This is a genomic window from Streptomyces sp. NPDC031474, from assembly GCF_055581185.1.
This window is the reverse complement of record NZ_JBVIJX010000018.1, coordinates 1-16,974: the sequence shown is the minus strand read 5'-3', so window position 1 is coordinate 16,974 and position 16,974 is coordinate 1. Positions and strand designations below refer to the sequence as shown.

Annotated in this window: 11 protein-coding genes and 1 pseudogene; 2 read left to right on the top strand and 10 right to left on the bottom strand. The window is 69.0% G+C overall.

The window, feature by feature from the left end; translation table 11 throughout:
- Positions 1 to 3: 3 nt before the first annotated feature.
- From eccD to ACZ5SK_RS33945, 10 genes are all read right to left on the bottom strand, one after another.
- Positions 4 to 1,410 (bottom strand): type VII secretion integral membrane protein EccD, encoded by a 1,407-nt coding sequence (eccD, locus tag ACZ5SK_RS33990; protein WP_334582426.1) that lies wholly within the window; start codon positions 1,408 to 1,410, stop codon positions 4 to 6.
- Between the two features lie 137 nt (positions 1,411 to 1,547).
- Positions 1,548 to 5,525 (bottom strand): type VII secretion protein EccCa, encoded by a 3,978-nt coding sequence (gene eccCa / locus ACZ5SK_RS33985; protein WP_457495792.1) that lies wholly within the window; start codon positions 5,523 to 5,525, stop codon positions 1,548 to 1,550.
- A 43-nt stretch (positions 5,526 to 5,568) separates the two neighbouring features.
- Complete coding sequence (locus ACZ5SK_RS33980; RefSeq protein ID WP_468158849.1) at positions 5,569 to 6,195, bottom strand: helix-turn-helix transcriptional regulator; 627 nt, start codon at positions 6,193 to 6,195, stop codon at positions 5,569 to 5,571.
- Positions 6,196 to 6,538: 343 nt separating this feature from the next.
- Positions 6,539 to 8,260, bottom strand: a complete 1,722-nt coding sequence (locus ACZ5SK_RS33975) for a condensation domain-containing protein (RefSeq protein ID WP_468576850.1) — start codon at positions 8,258 to 8,260, stop codon at positions 6,539 to 6,541.
- A 194-nt stretch (positions 8,261 to 8,454) separates the two neighbouring features.
- A complete protein-coding gene (locus ACZ5SK_RS33970) occupies positions 8,455 to 9,024 on the bottom strand; it encodes a NodA family N-acyltransferase (RefSeq protein ID WP_334582430.1) in 570 nt (189 codons plus the stop codon).
- A gap of 67 nt (positions 9,025 to 9,091) precedes the next feature.
- Entirely contained in the window at positions 9,092 to 9,982 is an 891-nt protein-coding gene (locus tag ACZ5SK_RS33965; protein WP_334582431.1) for an ABC transporter permease, read from the bottom strand.
- A 26-nt stretch (positions 9,983 to 10,008) separates the two neighbouring features.
- Positions 10,009 to 10,980, bottom strand: a complete 972-nt coding sequence (locus ACZ5SK_RS33960) for an ATP-binding cassette domain-containing protein (RefSeq protein WP_334582432.1) — start codon at positions 10,978 to 10,980, stop codon at positions 10,009 to 10,011.
- A complete protein-coding gene (gene nodC / locus ACZ5SK_RS33955; RefSeq protein WP_334582433.1) occupies positions 10,950 to 12,335 on the bottom strand; it encodes a chitooligosaccharide synthase NodC in 1,386 nt (461 codons plus the stop codon). The genes ACZ5SK_RS33960 and nodC overlap by 31 nt, the downstream gene beginning before the upstream one ends.
- Positions 12,332 to 13,417: a chitooligosaccharide deacetylase NodB gene (nodB, locus tag ACZ5SK_RS33950; RefSeq protein WP_334582434.1), complete on the bottom strand. Its 1,086-nt coding sequence runs from the start codon at positions 13,415 to 13,417 to the stop codon at positions 12,332 to 12,334. The genes nodC and nodB overlap by 4 nt, the downstream gene beginning before the upstream one ends.
- Positions 13,418 to 13,460: 43 nt before the next feature.
- Positions 13,461 to 14,678, bottom strand: a complete 1,218-nt coding sequence (locus ACZ5SK_RS33945; protein ID WP_334582435.1) for a beta-ketoacyl-[acyl-carrier-protein] synthase family protein — start codon at positions 14,676 to 14,678, stop codon at positions 13,461 to 13,463.
- A gap of 539 nt (positions 14,679 to 15,217) precedes the next feature.
- On the opposite strand from ACZ5SK_RS33945, the pseudogene ACZ5SK_RS33940 reads away from it, so the two are divergent.
- Together ACZ5SK_RS33940 and ACZ5SK_RS33935 are read left to right on the top strand one after the other, a co-directional pair.
- A pseudogene (locus ACZ5SK_RS33940) lies at positions 15,218 to 15,594 on the top strand (ATP-binding protein); the annotation flags it as partial.
- A gap of 232 nt (positions 15,595 to 15,826) precedes the next feature.
- On the top strand, positions 15,827 to 16,282 hold the full coding sequence (locus ACZ5SK_RS33935; RefSeq protein WP_334582436.1) for a signal peptide protein: 456 nt from the start codon (positions 15,827 to 15,829) through the stop codon (positions 16,280 to 16,282).
- The last annotated feature ends 692 nt before the right edge of the window (positions 16,283 to 16,974 follow it).

Here is a 16,974-nt window from a genome sequence, read left to right as displayed (position 1 = left end):
CCCTCAGCCGGCCAGCGAGCGGACGTACGCGTACGCGTTCAGGACCTGCAGCAGCAGCGGGATCAGGGCGAGCGCCGTGACAGCCTCGAGGATCTCGCCGAGGCGTCCCCATATGGGACGCAGCCGGGCTCCCGGCAGCCGCCAGGCACCCGTCAGCAGCAGGGCGACAGCAGCGGACAGCCCAAGCATGGCGGCGGCTCGGGCCGCCGGGGTCGCGTCGAGCGCCAGATGCAACAGGACCAGGATCAGTCCGAGCCCGCCGGCCACCACCAGTGCCATGCGCTGCCACATGTTGCCCACCCCGCGGCTGCGCAGCAGCACCGCCACGCTGAACACCGCGGTGAAGACCCACCCCCACCAGTGGGGAACTCGCACCAGGCACGCGAAGGCCACCGTGCAGACCGCGGCGGCGGAGAGGAAGAAGACGCTGAGGTAGCCGTCCGCCGCCGCGACCCGGCGGGTGACCAGCGATTCCGGCAGCGGGTCGATGCCCTGCTGGAGTTCCTCCGCATTGTGCGGGAGTTCCACGACGCGCAGCCTTGCCGCGAACAGCGCCACGCGAGGAAGCAGCGGGGACACGGCGAACATGGCCGCCGCGAGCACCGCGGCGATCCGTGTGGCGTCCCATCCGATGACGATCGACAGGAACGACCCGAACTCCACCGTGCCCGTCAGCATGAGCAGGGTGCCGAACACCGCGACCGGCACCCTGCCGGTGGCCAGGACCGCGGCGGCCGCCACCCCGGTGAACGCTGCGGTGAGCAGCCCGTCCAGTCGGCCGGGCACGAGCAGTCCGGCAGGGCCGGCCGCCGCGGACAGTCCGGCCAGCGCGGCGAACAGGCACGCGCCCAGTCCGGTGATGGTCCCCACGGCTCGGTCTCCTGGTGTCTTGGTGACCACACCGCAGCCGACGGCCATGCCCAGTGCGATCACGCCGCAGGCGAGCGCGGTCAGCGGGTCGGGGCGGGTGGCGACGACCAGGGCGACGAGGGAGGCCAGCGCCAGGCAGGCGAGCAGGAGGCAGAGCCACCGGGTCAGTTCCGGTCGCCAGCGGTCGCGTTGGGCGTTGATCGAGGTGGCCACGGCGTCGGCTGCGTCGTCGAACTGCAACTCCGACAGGAGGTCGTCCTTCTGCCGCAGATACAGGACGTCACCGTCCCGCAGGCCGAGGGTCTCCGGGGTGCCGTCCAGGTCCAGTGGAGCCTCGCCGAGCCGCTGAAGCGCCCACCTGTTGCCGAGTTCGTCCTCGGCGACGGCAGGCGTCAGCACGACGGGCAGCAGTGTGGCCATGACGGTTGTCGCGGGCACCGCGAGGTCGATGCGGCCCTTGGCCGCGCTGACGGTCAACCGGCAGACGTCGGCGCTCCCCCCATGCCTGGTGCGGGATGGGGACGACGCGGCGGTGCTCATGGTTCTCCTGCGGTGCGCGGACGGGGAAAACGGGCAGAGGCGAGACGACAGGCGAGGTGAACGCCGTATGGTGCGTAAGGGCGATGCGGTGCGCGGGCGTCGGGCGCAAGGTCCACGGCGCCCGGCGGTGGACCTGGTCATGGCGAATCCGCCAGTCCGGTCTGGAGCAGCCCGACACCGCGCCGGGTGACGAACTGTGCACGTCCCGCGGGCAGCGTGCGAGGCTTCGCCTCGCCGATGAACTTGCCCTCCTCCTTGGGATAGGAGAACAGCAGCGCCGGGCTTCCCAGTTCCCACATCCGGCGCAGCAGCGGGTCCATCATTGCGCGCATGGCTCCCGAGGTGCTCCGCGCGACCACGATGTGCAGTCCGATGTTGGCCGCCTGGGACAGCAGCGGCACCATGGACGACATGGGGTTGTCCATGGCGCTGCCGGAGGCGAACAGGTCGTAGTCGTCGATGAGCATGAACAGCCGCGGTCCCTGCCACCAGTCGCGCTGCGGCAGCCGCTCGGGGGCGATTTCGGGGCCGGGCACCCGGCCGCTCACCGACGTCGCGGCGCTGGTCGCCAGTTCCGCCAGGGCCTCGGTGCCCACGGCGTAGCCGACGCGGTACTCCTCCGGGACGTCCCGGAGGAGCTGCCGACCGGGGTCGGCGAGCAGGATGCGCGCCTCGTCGGGCGTGTAGCGGGCGGTTATCGCCTTGGCGATCAGGCGGAGCGCGTTGGTCTTCCCGGTGGCGTCGTCGCCGAAGGCCATCAGGTGCGGCACCTTCCCGAAGTCGTGCCAGACGGGCTGCAGGCGCTTCTCGTCCCAGCCCAGGCAGGCACGCATGTCGCCCTCCGGCGGCGGCAGCTGGTCCATCGTCAGGCTGCTGGGCAGCAGCCTGACTCCCGGTGCCGACCGGCCGGGCCAGAACGTCTCGATCTCCGCTGCCGCGGCCTTGGTCGCGCTGGTCAGGTCCTCGATGTCAGTGGAGCCGTCGAGCCGTGGCAGCGCGGACAGGAAGTGGTGGCTTGAGCTGGTGAGACCACGCCCGGGGCGCGAGGGCACTCCGGCGGCCTGACGGGTTCCGACTTCCGACTCCATGCTGTCCCCGAGCCGCAGTTCGAGCTTGGTGCCCATCAGGTCGCGCTGTTTGGGGCGGATCTCCGACCAGCGGACCGCCGAGGCCACCACATGCACGCCGAAGGAGAGGCCGCGGGCGGCCAGGTCGGCGACGCGGTCCTCCAGTTCCTCGAAGTCCTGCCGGAGCGTGGCCCACCCGTCCACCACGAAGAAGACGTCGCCGTACGGGTCGTCGAGCTGACCGCTCCTGCGCAGCGCGCGGTAGGCGGCCATCGACTCCAGGCCCATGCTGGTGAAACGTTCCTCCCGCATTTCCAGCACCTGCGTCATCTCCTCCACGGTGCGCAGCACCCGATCGCGCTCGAGGCGGGTGGCCACCGAACCGACGTGCGGCAGGCCGGCGACGGAGACGATGCCGCCGCCGCCGAAGTCCAGGCAGTAGAACTGCACCTCCTCCGGGGTGTGCGTCAGGGCGAGCGAGAGGATCAGGCTGCGCAGCAGGGTGGACTTGCCGGTCTGCGGCGCTCCCGCGACGCCGACATGCCCGTCGGCGCCGGAGAGGTCGGCGACCAGCAGTTCTCGCAGCTGCTCGTAGGGCCGGTCCACCACGCCGAGCGGTACTTTCAGAGCGCCGAGCGCCGGGTAGTCACCCACGCTCATCCCGCGCACGGGGTCGGGGACGATGCCCGGCAGCAGCTGGTCCAGGCTCGGCGACTCGTCCAGCGGTGGCAGCCACACCTGGCGGGCGGGCGGGCCGGCGTCGGTGAGCCGGTCGATCAGCACGTCGAGCAGACTTGCGGAGTTCTCGGACTGCTCCTCGTCGCGTGACGGCTCGTCCGGCTCCCGTGCGGTGGCCGGGTCGGCTGCGTTGGGGGCGGCCGGAAGCGGCGGCCGCTGCTCCAGACCGAAGGGGACGATCTCGGCGGCCGGTCCGATCGGGCCGTCGCCCGCCGAGGCGCGGGACTGCGGCTGCGAACACGGCCCGGAGACGTACGCGGCCTTGAACCGGACCAGGTTGGTGGTGTCGATCTTCAGGTAGCCGTGCCCCGGCGCCGAGGGCAGCTCGTAGGCTCCCGTGACGCCGATCACGCTGCGCGACTCCATGGAGGAGAAGGTGCGCAGGGCCACCCGATAGGAGAGGTGGCCGGCAACCTTGTGAATACTGCCTTCGTCAAGGCGCTGGGAGGCGAGCAGCAGATGCACGCCGAGGCTTCGTCCGACGCGTCCGATCATCACGAACAGCTCGATGAACTCCGGCTTGCTGGAGAGCAGCTCGGAGAACTCGTCGACGATGAGAAGCAACGAGGGCATCGGGGCGAGCCGGGCGCCGCCCAGCCTGGCCTTCTCGTACTCGAAGAGGGAGGCGTAGCCGGCGTCCCGGAGCAGTTCCTGACGACGGATCACCTCTCCCTGGAGCGAGTCGCGCATGCGGTCGACCAGCGGCAACTCGTCGGCCAGGTTGGTGATCACCGCGGAGGTGTGCGGCAGCTTCTCCATGTTGAGGAAGGTGGCGCCGCCCTTGAAGTCGACCAGGACCAGGTTGAGGATCTCGGAGGAGTGGGTCGCGCAGAGGCCGACGACCAGGGTGCGCAGGAGTTCGCTCTTGCCGGACCCCGTGGCGCCGATCAGCAGGCCGTGCGGTCCCATGCCGCTCTGGGCGGACTCCTTGAAGTCCAGCTCGACGACCTCGCCGTCCTCGGTCACCCCGATGGGCACCCGCAGGCGGGCGTGCTGCGGGTTGCGCGGCCGCCACTGCGAGGCCACGTCGAACGCCCGCGGATCACGGATGCCGAGCAGGGCGGTCAGGTCGAAGTCGTTCTCGAAGGGTTCGTCGACCAGGTCCACGATCCCGCTGGTGCGCTTCGGCGCAAGATACCGGGCCAGACTCTCGGCCGCGGCCGGACTCAGCCCGTCGACCCGGGCGGATGCCGTGGAGTCGCCGGACACGAAGGTCACCTCGCCCTGCCCGGTGGTCAGGCGCAGCACCTTCGGACCGCCGGTCATGGCGCCGGTCAGGTCGAACAGGACGACGTTGCGCAGCCCGGCGCCGAGCAGCCGGGAGCTGGGCGGGATGTGTGGACCGGCGGCGAGGATCACGACGAACGGCTCGGACGTGCTGGGCGCCTCGGACTTGTCGTGATCGGGGCGGTCACTGACGTCCTGGCCCAGGAGTTCCATCAGGTCGTCGTGGTCTTCGGCGACGAGCCGCAGTGCACCGGCCGCGTCGTGCTCGCCCGGATGGGCATTGTGCGGCAGCCATTTCACCCAGTCCCAGTCCGCCCGGCCCCGCTCGTCGGTGAGCACGGCGATCCGCAGTTCGTCCGGTGAGTGGAAGACGGCCAGCTGGCAGAGCATCGCCCGGGCCATGCCGTAGGCGACAGGGCCGTCCCCGGCGAACTCGACGCTGCTGAAACTGCGCAGCGACACCGGGACGGCCATGCCCTCGACCGTCTGGTGGGCCTTGATGAACCTGCGCAGTGAGATCGCCGAGAGGGGTTCGAGGTCCTCGACCGGCTTGGTCTCCGGGGGGAGGAAGCGCAGCGCGGCCCTCCGTGGGCCGAGCCCGACGCGGATCCGGGCGAAGTCGTCGTGGCTGGCGCGGCGCTCCCACAGCCGGGGGCCCATCGCCAGAGACCACAAATCCTCGGGTTCAGGATGGTCCCAGGAGACGGCGGCCCGCTGTTCGGCCGCCGCCTCTCGGGCCTGCTTGCGCAGCTGCGCGAGGTAGCGCAAGTAGTCGCGGCGCTCGGCCCGCATCCGGCGTTTGCGTTCCTTGCCCGACTGCCCGAGCTGGGTCAGGCTCATCGCGATCATGGAGACGCCCATCATCCCGGACATCATGTAGGTGGTGGGCGAGCCGTTGCCCAGCGAGACCCCCACTGCCATGGCCGCCGAGCCCAGGCCCATCGGGAGGAAGGCGAGCGCGGACCCGAATTCGACGCCCGCCGGCTCGCCGAGCACCGGCGGCTCGGCCAGCTCGATCTCGCCCTCGGGCATCTCGGGAGCGGACACGCGGGAACCTCGCTTGACCGGCACTGTGTTCGTCATCGCCGTCCTCCCGTCGACCTGACCTGAGCGCGCTCCGGAGTGTTCACAGCGCCCCGCACCGCATCGCGTAGGCGACCGCGTGGGGGCGGTTGCGCAGATTCAGCCGTGTCAACATGCCACTGACGATGTTCTTGATGGTCCGCTCCGAGTAGTTCAGCTGCTGTGCGATCTCCACGGTGTCCAGGCCGTCGGCGAGCAGCCTGAGCACTTCGACCTCCCTCTCCTGCAGACCGCCGGCTGTCAGGCCGTGGGGCACCAGAACGGTGCGCTGGATCGTCCTGACCTGTTGGAGCAGCCACCCGACCATCTGCTCGGGGACGACCGCGCGCTCTCGGGTGCTCGCCCGGATGATCTTCACCACGCGGCCCCGATCGGCCTCCTCGCGCGGCAGGAAGCTCACCAGCCCGCTGGTGACCGCACGCATCAGGTGATGCTCGCTGATGGTCTCGGCGAGGAGCACGATGCGCATCTCCGGATTGGTCGACTCGTTGGCAGCGCGTTCCATCCAGCGGACAACCTCCTCCGTGGTCTCGTGGACCGTGACCAGCAGCACATCGGCCTCGGATCGCCGGTCGGGCGGGAGCAGCGTGATCTGGGAAGTGGAGCGCAGGCAGGCGACCGCGCCCTCGCCGCTGACCGGGTCGCCGGCGTGTACGGCCACATTGATCACGGCGCCCTGTGCACCTGTCGCGGGCGTCTCTACCGTGCGGGAGGCCATACCGACCAACCTGTGTCGACGGGGTGCCGCGCAACAACGACGGCGTGCGCCCCGAGAGAACGGCCACTGCTCATAAACGCTCCAATACTGAGATGCGGTCGTGTGCCTGACACCGACCGGCACGACGGGGGAAGACCGGGCAGATCCTGCTGACCGCGTGCATCGCCCAGGAGATCCTGCGCGCCCTCCTCGTCCCGGCACCGCGTACGCCTGCCTACTCCGCGGCATGGCACGACGGGGGCTTATTCGCCCCGCTCGACTACGGCGAGCGGGTCACGGTTGATCGAGAGTGCGGTCATGGCCTGCGTCCGGTGGTGTCGAGCAGTACCGGCAGTTCGCGCCATGCGGCAGCGTCGGCCGGTGCACCGTCGCACACCACATAGCGGTGCGGCGCCATCGCAGAGCGGCGACCGTGCAGACCACTCACGCAGGCGGTGTGGAGCCGTGCCAGTTGGGTTGTCGACCACGCAGGGCTCACGCCGGTCAGGTAGCACACGAGGCGGTGTTCCAACCGGTCGTCGGGCTCGGGGATCACCTGGAAGGCCGGCCGGCTCGGTTCCGCCAGTGAGGCCAACGCTGCCGCGACCAGCTCATGCATGTCATCCAGGTTGATCCAGCATCCGTCGGACATCAGCCATCGCGGGCCTCGGACCACGGCTGTGAGCCCGGTGACGGCCGGGATCTCGTCCAGAGGGAGATCCCGCCGCGCTGCCTCGATCAGCAGTGCGGCGATTCCCCTGCCGAACAGCTCCGCATCCTCGGCCCGGAGCTGAGACGGATCTGCCGACAGGGTGAGGTCGAGTTCCCCCTTCAGGCGAAACGCCCAGAGTTCCAGCCCTCGGGCAAAGGGCTCGGCGGGCAGCCAGTCCAGTTGGATCTCCTGCGCCGGATCGCGCGGGTCTTCTTGGCCGGCCCGCTTCCAATCGTCCAGCCCCAGCGAGCTGATGTCATTGAAGACGCAGTCGCGCGCGAAACTCGTACCGCGTTCACAAGCTACCCGCCATATCGTCTTCCGCAGCTCGGTCGCGTCAAACCAACTGTTCACATAGGCGAGTTCGGCGCTTTTCCGCACACGGTGCACAAGCCCGTCAAAGGTGGTCTCGCTGGTGTCCACGGACAGCAAAGCGTCCTGGGCCACAGTGCCCACGTAGTCTGTGAGTCCGGGCAGGCGACGGTTCCCGGAGATCGTCACGGCCACTGCCCTGCGCTGCCCCGCGAGGTGGGCGGTGAGAGCACACAGTGCCGTGAGCACGATCCTGGACCGACTGGTGCGGGTGCGCTCAGCAAGTACACCAAGAGCTTCGGCCGCGCTGTGCGACCGTATCCGCAGTCGGCGTATCGAGGTCGGTACGGACGGCGCGGCGGCGGACGACGGTGCGGCAGGCAGGGTCAGCATCGCCTGCGGAGTGCTGCGCAGTTGACTCTCCCAGTAGCGCAGTGAGTCAGCGGAGCGGCGGCGTCCTTCAGGTGAGGCCTCGATGACCGCGAGGTCGACTGGACGGACCTCGGCCGCTTCGGGCAGTTCCTGCCCGGCCTGCAAAGTCAGCCATTCGCGCAGCAGCAGGGCCAGCGCGGCGGCGTCGAGAGCCACGTGACAAACGGCAAGGACGAGATAGGCGGGCGCCCCGTCGGCGGTGACCACGGCCACCCGCAGCGGCCAGTCGACCGCTGGATCGAACGGCACAGCACGTAGCCGCGCGCCCAACGCATGGGCGAAGGTCGCCGGATCGCCCTCGGCGGCATGAACCGTCACCGGCACCTCCCCGGCGCCGCAGATCTTCTGGTAAGGCTCCGGCGCAGCGGAGTAGACAGTGCGCAGTGACTCATGACGCTCCAGCAGCGCACCGAGCATCACCGTGATCCTCTCGACGTTCAGCGCGGGCAGCAGCTTCGACACGGCGTGCAGGTTGACCTCGGCGGGCTCTTCCTCAGCCGTGCAGAGCAGGACTTGGGCCTGCGCCAGAGTGAGCGCTCCGTGCCGTTCCTGACAGCCGGAGAATTTCGCACTACAGTTCATCGCTCTCTCAGTTCCCCGGACAACTTCCGGAAAATCTAGGACGTCTTGATATCGGAGCCTGACCGGAAACCGAAATAGGCGATCACTAGCGAACGAGTGACGATCTCGTTTTCCCAGGAGTATCGACTGTGAGTTGCCACCAGCCTCGCCCGGAAACTTCGAACTTCGGGGAGGGGACCTCAGCCGAAGGCACGTCAGAGGGGAGGACCGTTACGGTCGATGATTTCCCCGGGCGGCCATTCTTCCACAGGCTGCGTGATGGGATCGATGTAGAGGAAATGGTCCTCGATCACCATCTCGGCAGGGTCCCACTGGCTGGTGGATCGTACCTGGACGTCAGGCAGGATGGTCGCGTTGGACCTCAGAACCAATTTACGCAACTGCTCTCGCATGGCTCCGAACGCGAACGGAACCTTGAGCTCCGTCACCGCCGAGCGAACCGCGACCAACAAATCATAACTGACTCTCGATCGCTGCAGATCCGGCCGCACCCCGAGCAAGCCGCAGTCGGCGACGAGTTGGTCCACCGTTCCTATTCTGAGGAAACGGCGCAGTACGCCGGTGTGCGCCGCCACCCCTTTGTCGTCGTACCCGATGACTCTCAACTCGGGTCTCGCTCCGCCCAGAGCGAAGCTGCGGTTACCCTCGAAGGCCCACGCATTGGCCTCTCCGTAAAGGGTTCGGAAGAACTCGGCGAGTTCTGCGTGGTCACTCGGCTTGAGCTCATGCTCCCAGTACGTCTGCCACTGAATGTGTGACTTCATGATTCGTTCTCCGCTCGTTGCTTCAGCGCCTGAGCCGGCATGGGGGTGTCCCGTCGCAGATGCGGTGTCATGGGCTGGTATGGCGCAGGAATTTCTTGACGGCCACAGGGGCGGTGACCAAGATGATCACCAGCGACCAGACGAGCGACATCATGACGGGATGCTCGGTAGGCCAGATGTCCTCGGTGCCGGGCACCGCGGGATTGCCGAACAGTTGACGGCTGGCAGTGGTGACGGCGGACATGGGGTTCCATTCGGCGGCCGGTTGCAGCCAGCCCGGCATGCTGCGCACGGGGACGAGCGCGTTCGACACATACATGATCGGAAGGAGCCAGACCGTTCCCGCACCCGCGGCGGCTTGAGGGCCGCTGACCGACACACCGATCAGGGCTCCGAGCCAGCTCATCGCCAGCCCGAACGACAGCAGCACGAGAAAGGCGGCGAGCAGGCCGCCTGCCCCGCTGTGCGTCCGCCAGCCCGCGGCGAAGCCGCAGGCCGCCGTGACGACCACCGTGATGGACGACCTCACCAGACTGGCATTGGTGCAACTCGCCAGGATGCTCAGCCGGGACACCGGGAGCGTACGGAGCCGGTCGATCATCTTTTCCGACAGTTCGTACGCGACCGCGGTGGCGGTGACAATGGCGGTGGTCACGACCGTCTGGGCCAGCAGGCCGGAGATGGCGTAGTCGGCGTAACGGGTACCGGGGGGAAGCTTGACCGCGTTGCCCAGGACGTAGGTCAGCATGAGGGTGAAGACGGCTGGTTGGACGACGCCGTAGACGAGCTGGTCCGTCTGACGGCGCATGCGCATCAGCAGGCGCATGGTCAGCATGTGTACGTCGAAGAGGAATTCGACCGATGGGGCTTTCGGGTGTTTCCCATCTCGGCTCGGCATGACGGGTAGGACTCGTTCGTGACGGGCTGTGACGTCCCGACCGCCGCTCGGCGTTTCCATGGGGTTCTCGGTGAGCGGGTACTGAGTCACCGAACCGCGCCCTCTCCATGCCGCGGGTCCTCGGCCGGACGGCCCGTGAGTTGGAGGAAGACATCGTCCAGGGTCGGCCGGCGCAGCTCGATGTCCTCCAGTTCGATCTGGGCGGCGTCCATGTCGCGCATGAGGCGAGTGAGCAGGCCCCGTTCATGTGGCGCCATGGCCCATATCCGTCGTTGCGACCACACGACGACAGGGATGGACGTTGAATAGCGGGAGAGAATGGCCGTGGCCTCAGTCACCAGTTCAGGGCTGCTCGGGACGATCTCGATGCGGTCGTCGCTGGTTCGGCTCTTGAGCTCCTCCACGGTGCCCTCGGCGACGAGGCGGCCCCGGTCGACCACGGCCACGCGGTCGGCCAGCCGGTCCGCTTCCTCCAGGTACTGGGTGGTGAGCAGCAGGGTCGTCCCCCCGTCGACCAGTTCCTTCACGATGTCCCAGGTGGCGGTACGGCTGCGCGGATCGAGTCCGGTCGTGGGTTCGTCCAGGAAGAGGATCTCGGGCCTGCTGACCAGACTGACGGCGAGGTCGAGCCGGCGTCTGGTCCCGCCCGAGTAGGTCCGGGCTGGTCGCCCGGCAACCTCCGTCAGATCGAAGATCTCCAGGAGTTGCTGGGCCCGGCCACGCGCCTGCCGCCGGCTCAGACGGCTCGTCCGGCCGAACCACTCGAGGTTCTGCGTGCCGGTCAGCAGGGGATCCACCGCCGCTTCCTGGCCGGAGACGCCGATGCGGCGACGCACCTGCCAGGGCTCACGTGCGACATCGAATCCCCCCACCCAAGCTATGCCGTCGTCGGGCTTCACCAACGTGGTCAGGATCTTGACGGCAGTGGTCTTGCCGGCCCCGTTCGGGCCCAGCAGTCCCAGCACGGTCCCGGCCGGCACACGCAGGTTCACACCGTCCAGGGCGCGGACCGAGCCGTAGCTCTTGGTCAGCTCCTCCATGCGGATCCCACTGTCCATCCTGGCTCGCCCTCCTTGCTCGCTTCGCGACCGGGCCGCTCGGTTGCCTGACGTGGGATGCCGGAGTGCACTCCGGAAAGCGCATCGGTGACCGCCCGCGCCGGTGGCGGGTTGCCCGGCAGGTCGTCGCCGCGCCCGCCGGGAGCGGCGGTCGGAAGGTTGCGTGAGCCCCAACTGGAGTCGCTCAGGGTGCACAGTGCATAGACCTTGAGCGGGAGCAGCAGAAAGATGTTGAGGGCGGTGTGGAGCGCCATGCCGAAGAACCTCGCCTCGCGGCTGGTCCAGAGCGCGAACGCGCATTGGCTCGCGCTCGCCGCGGTGACCGCGAGTATCGGTGCCCATGGAACCGTCCCCGTGGCGATCTGCGCGCATCCGGTCAGCACGGTCAGGGCGAGCAGCAGCGGTGCGAGGTTCTGTGCGGCCGCGTCCAGCACCAGATAGCGGCCGAGACGCGGCAGCAGGCGCATGACCAGCGCCGTGTCGCGGAAGGTGCTGCGCGCCCAACGGAGTTGCTGACGCGCGTAGGGCCGAAGACGCTCGGGCACCAGAGTCGCCGCCCTCGCGTCGGGCACGTACTCCGTGCGCATGCCCTCCTTGAGCATGAGGACCGTCAGATGGCGGTCCTCACCGAAGTCACTCGGCCGCCCCCGGAAGTACTGGGTCTCGTACTGGTCGAGCACCCTCAGGAGAATCGAGCGCCGATAGACCGCGCACGGCCCGCAACAGCACATGACGGCGCCGAACTCGGCCTGGGCCGCCCGTTCGCCGTTGCAGGCCATCCAGTACTCCATGTCGACGAGCCGGGTCAGCCAGGTGGCGTGCCGGTTGCCGGCCACCATCCGGCCCATGGCTCCGCCGACGGCCGGATCGGCCATCTTCGCCGCCAGCTTTCGGACCACACCGGGTTCGATCGTGGTGTCCGAGTCGACGTTGAGCACCAGCTCACCGCCTGACCGGCGGATCGCCTCGACCTGTGCCTTGCGTTTGCCCACGTTGTGCGGAAGCGGCAGAAACGTGAACCGCGGGTCGTCGGCATAAGCGGCGTACACAGGCTCCAGAGAGGAGCGGTTACTCGAGCCGTCGTCGACAAGGTAGACCCGCAGCTGCCCTTCGTAGTCCTGCGCCAGCACCGAGCCCAGGCACTGCGCCAGCAGCAGCGGATCCTCGTTGTAACAGGGGATGATCACGTCCACGCTGGGCAGCGCGCCCATGGGATCCACGTAGGCGGGACTGTGGTGATCGGCGCGCCAGGCATAGCACGCCTGCACGGCCTGATAGCCGACCGCGAGGAGGACATAAGAGACGGAAACGGTCAAAACGATGTCGGAGAGGATGCTGTTCACTGTCGCAGTCACCCCACGCCGAGCATGTCGGCGGACAGGTCGGCTGCCGGCTGAACGGACGGCAGCGGAAGCGTCCCGAAGACGAATCCGCGGTCGCGCAGCGCCGGGATCAGGCGGCGGAGCGCCACGACCGTCTGCTCCCGCAGCCGGGTGCGGTCACCTCTCGGCAGTTCGTCCGGCGGGCACCCGTCATGCAGGAGGACGACTCCGTCCGGCCGGATGTGGGTCAGAACCGTCTCGACGATGGCGTCCACTCCAGGGCGCGACCAGTCGCGCGGGTCCACCGTCCAGTCGAGGGGCGCCAGTCCGAGTGCTGCGGCCTCGGCGTTGGCCTCGCCGGTCCAGACCCCGTACGGCGCTCGCAGATGACGCAGTGGCGTCTGCGGGGAGATCGCGGTGATGACATCGCTCGCCCTCGATATCTCCCGCCGGATCTCCTCGGGGGCGCAGTGGGACAGATCCCTGTGTGTCATGGTGTGGCTGGCCAGACCGTGGCCTTCCGCCACGATCCTGCGGATCAACTCCGGATGCTCGGCCGCGTACTCTCCGATGACGCAGAAGGTGGCGACCGCGCGGTACTCGGCCAGCACATCGAGAATCTGCGGCGTGCAGAACAGATTGGGGCCGTCGTCGAACGTCAGGTAGATCCACGGGCCGCCGTCCTGCGCGCCGTGCACCTCGCATGCGGTGGATGACGGGCTGTCGGTCGGGCCGTCCTGAGGCCCGGCGGCACGCGCCGCTGTCGTGACGGTGTCCACCACCACGGTCCTTTCCTGGGGTTGGATGGCGGCCGGGGATCCGGCCGCACTCACGGAGCGGGTCGCACACGAGATCGACCACAGACTGGAGTGGTCCCGGTCATCCCGCGCGATCCACCGGCTCTCCCACTCGCCCCCGGGGCCGTCCTGCCCGACGTGGGCATCGACGCCGGAGCGGTGGGCGGGCAGGCTGTCCTCGACGGCAGGCACCATGCGGAGTGCGGCGCGCATCTCGGTACTGACGGACGACTGGTGCGGCTTCCACGGCCTGTCCATGAAAGCGATGCCCTCATCGGCGCCTACGGGCTCGACCTCTCGGGCGGCATCCGGATTCACGGGACAACTCCTCAGGGATGGAAGCGCGGACAGCGGGGCGGGGTCAGGGACGGGTCAGCACGACCAGCGCGTTGTGGCCGCCGAAGCCGAAACTCGTCGAGAGCACCGCGTCCGGCTGCTGCTTCCGCGGCCGGCCGTGGACGAGATCGAGGTCGATGCCGTCGCCGGGCTCGGTGAAGTTGCGGATGGCCGGGACAGTGCCGGTCGTCAGCGTCAGAACGGAGAACGCGGCCTCGAGCGCGCCTGACGCGCCCAGCAGATGTCCGGTGGAGGCTTTCGTCGCGGTGACGCTCGGCCGGTGCGGCAGCACCTCGGCCAGCACTCCGGCCTCGACGGCATCGCCGACCGCGGTGCCGGTGGCATGCGCGTTGACGTGTGCGATGTCGGATGGGGTGAGTTGGGCGTCGGCGAGTACCTGGTGCACCGCGCGCACCTGCCCCTCCCGTGCGGGGGTGGTGATGTGATGGGCGTCCGAGGTGACCGCGGTCCCGGCCAGCACGGCGTAGCGGTGGGCCCGGCGGGCCAGGGCGTCCTCCTCGCGCTCCAGGACCAGCACGGCGGCCCCTTCGCCCATCACGAACCCGTTGCGGTGCCGGTCGAAGGGGCGGCATGCCTCTTCGGGGACCTCACTTTGGGCCAGGGCGCCGATGCGGGCGAAGCCGGCGATGCTGACAGGCGCGATGCAGGCGTCGGTCCCACCGGCGATGACGACGTCGGCCCGGCGGGTCTGGAGCAACAGTGCGGCCAGCCACAGTGCCTCGGCTCCCGAGGCACAGGCACTGGTCGGGGCGTGTGCCCCGGCCCGCGCCCGCAGGTCGAGGCTGACCGCGGCGGCCGCCCCGTTGGGCATCATCCGCGGCACGGTGTAGGGAGACACCCTGCTCGCCCCCTTGTGTGCCTGCACGTCATGCTGGTCCACAAGGGTCTGGGCGCCGCCGAAGCCGGAGCCGACCGCGACCGCGACCCGCTCGGGATCCACACCGCCGACGCCGAGCCCGGCATCCGCCCACGCCTCGCGCGCGGCCAGCACCGCCAGTTGCTGGGAACGGTCGAGCCTGCGCGCGTCAACCCGGCCGATGGCCGCCTCGACATCATGCTGGACCACTCCGGCGATCCCGACAGCGGCCTGCGGTGCCCACGGCGTATCGAGCTTGGTGATCCCTGACTCGCCGCCCATCAGGGCGTCCCAGGTGGAGGACATGTCGCCGCCGAGGGGCGTCACCGCCCCCAGCCCCGTGACCACGATCCGCGACGGTGTCACAGCGCCCTCCTCGTCAGCGGTGCGGTGAGGCTCGCGACGCTCATGGTGTGCCTCCTGAAGCGCGATACAGATGACTGGTCGGACTGGTCGGGCGATCGGACAGCGTTGGCTCGATCGGATGGCATCGACGCCTCGTGAGGGGGAAGACCGGGCCGGATCGCTGGGTGGGCGCACCCGGGCGTGTGCGGGGCGTGTCTGCCGCCGACCGGTCCAGGCGCGGCCGACGCCATGGGAACCCTGATGCCGGTGAGCGTGGCTCGGACGGTGACCTCAGGGCCCCGGGGCTGAGGGGCGGTCGCTTCAGATGGGGCTGACGTTGACACGCGGCCGCGGCGGTGCGGATTCTTCCTCGGGTCCAAGGCGGCCACCTCATGGCTGTAGTACGCCCAGCTCAGGCATTCATGCGGGCTCTTGCTGGGCAACACAGTCGCCACAGGGGTCCCCGCGGCGCCATCGGTGGTCTTACGGACCCCATACGGATCCCCCCCCCCGGTGGCCCGGCGCCTCAGCCGGGCGCTGACACCCCCGGTCCCCACCCGTTGTCGCCAGAGGACCGTGCTGACGACATCGCCCTGCTCATCGCCCGCACCCACGCGCTCGACGCCCGGCACGTCGCCGCCTGGGACCTGCCCGCCGATCCGGCAAACGCGGCCCAGGCCCGCCGGCTCGTCGCCGCCCAGCTCGCTGCCTGCGCCCTGACAGAGGCATCGTTCGTCACCGAAGTCGTGGTCAGCGAACTGGTCACAACGCCACCCGTCACGCGGCCCCGCCCATCAAGCTACGGATGATTCACGACCGCCACCTCATCTGCGAGGTCTCCGACGCCAGGATCACCGCCCCCCACCTGCGCCGGGCCCACACCTACGACGAGGGCGGCCGCGGCCTGCCGCTGGTGGCCCGGATGACCCGCAGGTGGCCGGGATCCGTAAGCCGATCCGTAAAACCACCGATGGCGTCGCATCGGCCCCCGCGGCGACTCTGTTGCCCAGCAGGAGCCCGCACGCCTCCGCAAAGGGGTGCAAAAAGGTCGGGCTGTTCGGCCGATCCGCCGACCACCCGTCGACTCCTGGGCTGCGCGGCATTACCCCAGCGAACCCGAAGGATCAACGATCGTGCCGTCGAAGAACACATGTCGCAAGGTCGCTTCCGTGACCCTCTTCGTAGGGATCTCCGGCCTGGCCCCGGCGGGGGCGGCGTCCGGCTCTTCGCAGACGCAGGTGCAGGTGCAGGAGCCCGTCCCGCCCACCGACTTTGTCGACCTGCCCACGAGCCCCCTCCCGGCCGACAGCGGGCAGCGGAGATTCAGGGTCACCTTCCGCAACATCGCGGCGACGGACCGGACGGTAGCCCCCCAGCTCCTGGTGGTCTCGCCGGACGCCGGCCCGTTCCTGTCCCCGTCGGACATCACTCTGGAGCGTCGCAAGACGGACGGCGGCTGGGAAGCCGTCCAGGTTGGCACCCAGACCGGCACCCTGTTCACCGACCTCTCGACCGCCCGACGCACCCTGCACCCGGGCCAGACCCTGATCGAGATCTACCGCCTCACCGTCGTCACCCCACAGGCCAAGGGCACGGTCGAGCCCAGGGTGGCCGTCTACGACTGAACCCCAATCCCCGAAGCCCGTTCCTGGCCGACCGCCGACAGGCCTACCTCTGCCCCGTCAGCATGGATGCCGAGCCCTGCCTGGCTGTTGAGGCGCAACCCCACAAGGACACCGAAACGCCGACCCCGTGCGGCCCAACACCCGGCCAGTGCATCGCGAAGTGGTGCGGCCCGGGGAGACGGGTTCGACGATACCCCCGATCATCAGGGTGACGACCAAGCGTCTGTCACCCCGCGCGGCAGTGCCGATCCGACACAGAAGATGTGCGTCAGCGGCCAGTTGGTTCTCCCCGCTCGCGGCCACTTCAGCTCCCCACCGTGGCCACTTCGACTCCCCACTGGCGGCCACCGCGTATACGCAGTGAGGTCATCCTCGGCGGCGCTCGCCTCACCACGGCAGGATCGGAGGCAGGTCGCTGAGCCCGCGGGCTGCCGCTGGTCAGCCCCCGCCTCTGGCAGCCGACCACCGCCGCTCAGTGCCTCTCCAGCCGGCGTCAACCACCCTCTGTATATGACAACTACCGTATGTGGTCACACGACGTGTGACCAGGATTGGTAGTTGGCACCAGGGAATCTTCGTGACCTGCGCTGATGCCAACTAAGGGTTGTCCCGTAACTGCCGGTCACAGATGAGATGATCTTGCTGTGGCTGGTGTGATCACGGCGTCGGAGCCGTCCTGGATAGTCCCGTTC

Coding starts and splice junctions, on each gene's coding strand:
- eccD (WP_334582426.1), bottom strand. CDS start 1,410: ATGAGCACCGCCGCGTCGTCCCCATCCCGCACCAGGCATGGGGGGAGC.
- ACZ5SK_RS33970 (WP_334582430.1), bottom strand. CDS start 9,024: ATGAAGTCACACATTCAGTGGCAGACGTACTGGGAGCATGAGCTCAAG.
- eccCa (WP_457495792.1), bottom strand. CDS start 5,525: ATGACGAACACAGTGCCGGTCAAGCGAGGTTCCCGCGTGTCCGCTCCC.
- ACZ5SK_RS33975 (WP_468576850.1), bottom strand. CDS start 8,260: ATGAACTGTAGTGCGAAATTCTCCGGCTGTCAGGAACGGCACGGAGCG.
- ACZ5SK_RS33965 (WP_334582431.1), bottom strand. CDS start 9,982: ATGGAAACGCCGAGCGGCGGTCGGGACGTCACAGCCCGTCACGAACGA.
- ACZ5SK_RS33960 (WP_334582432.1), bottom strand. CDS start 10,980: ATGGACAGTGGGATCCGCATGGAGGAGCTGACCAAGAGCTACGGCTCG.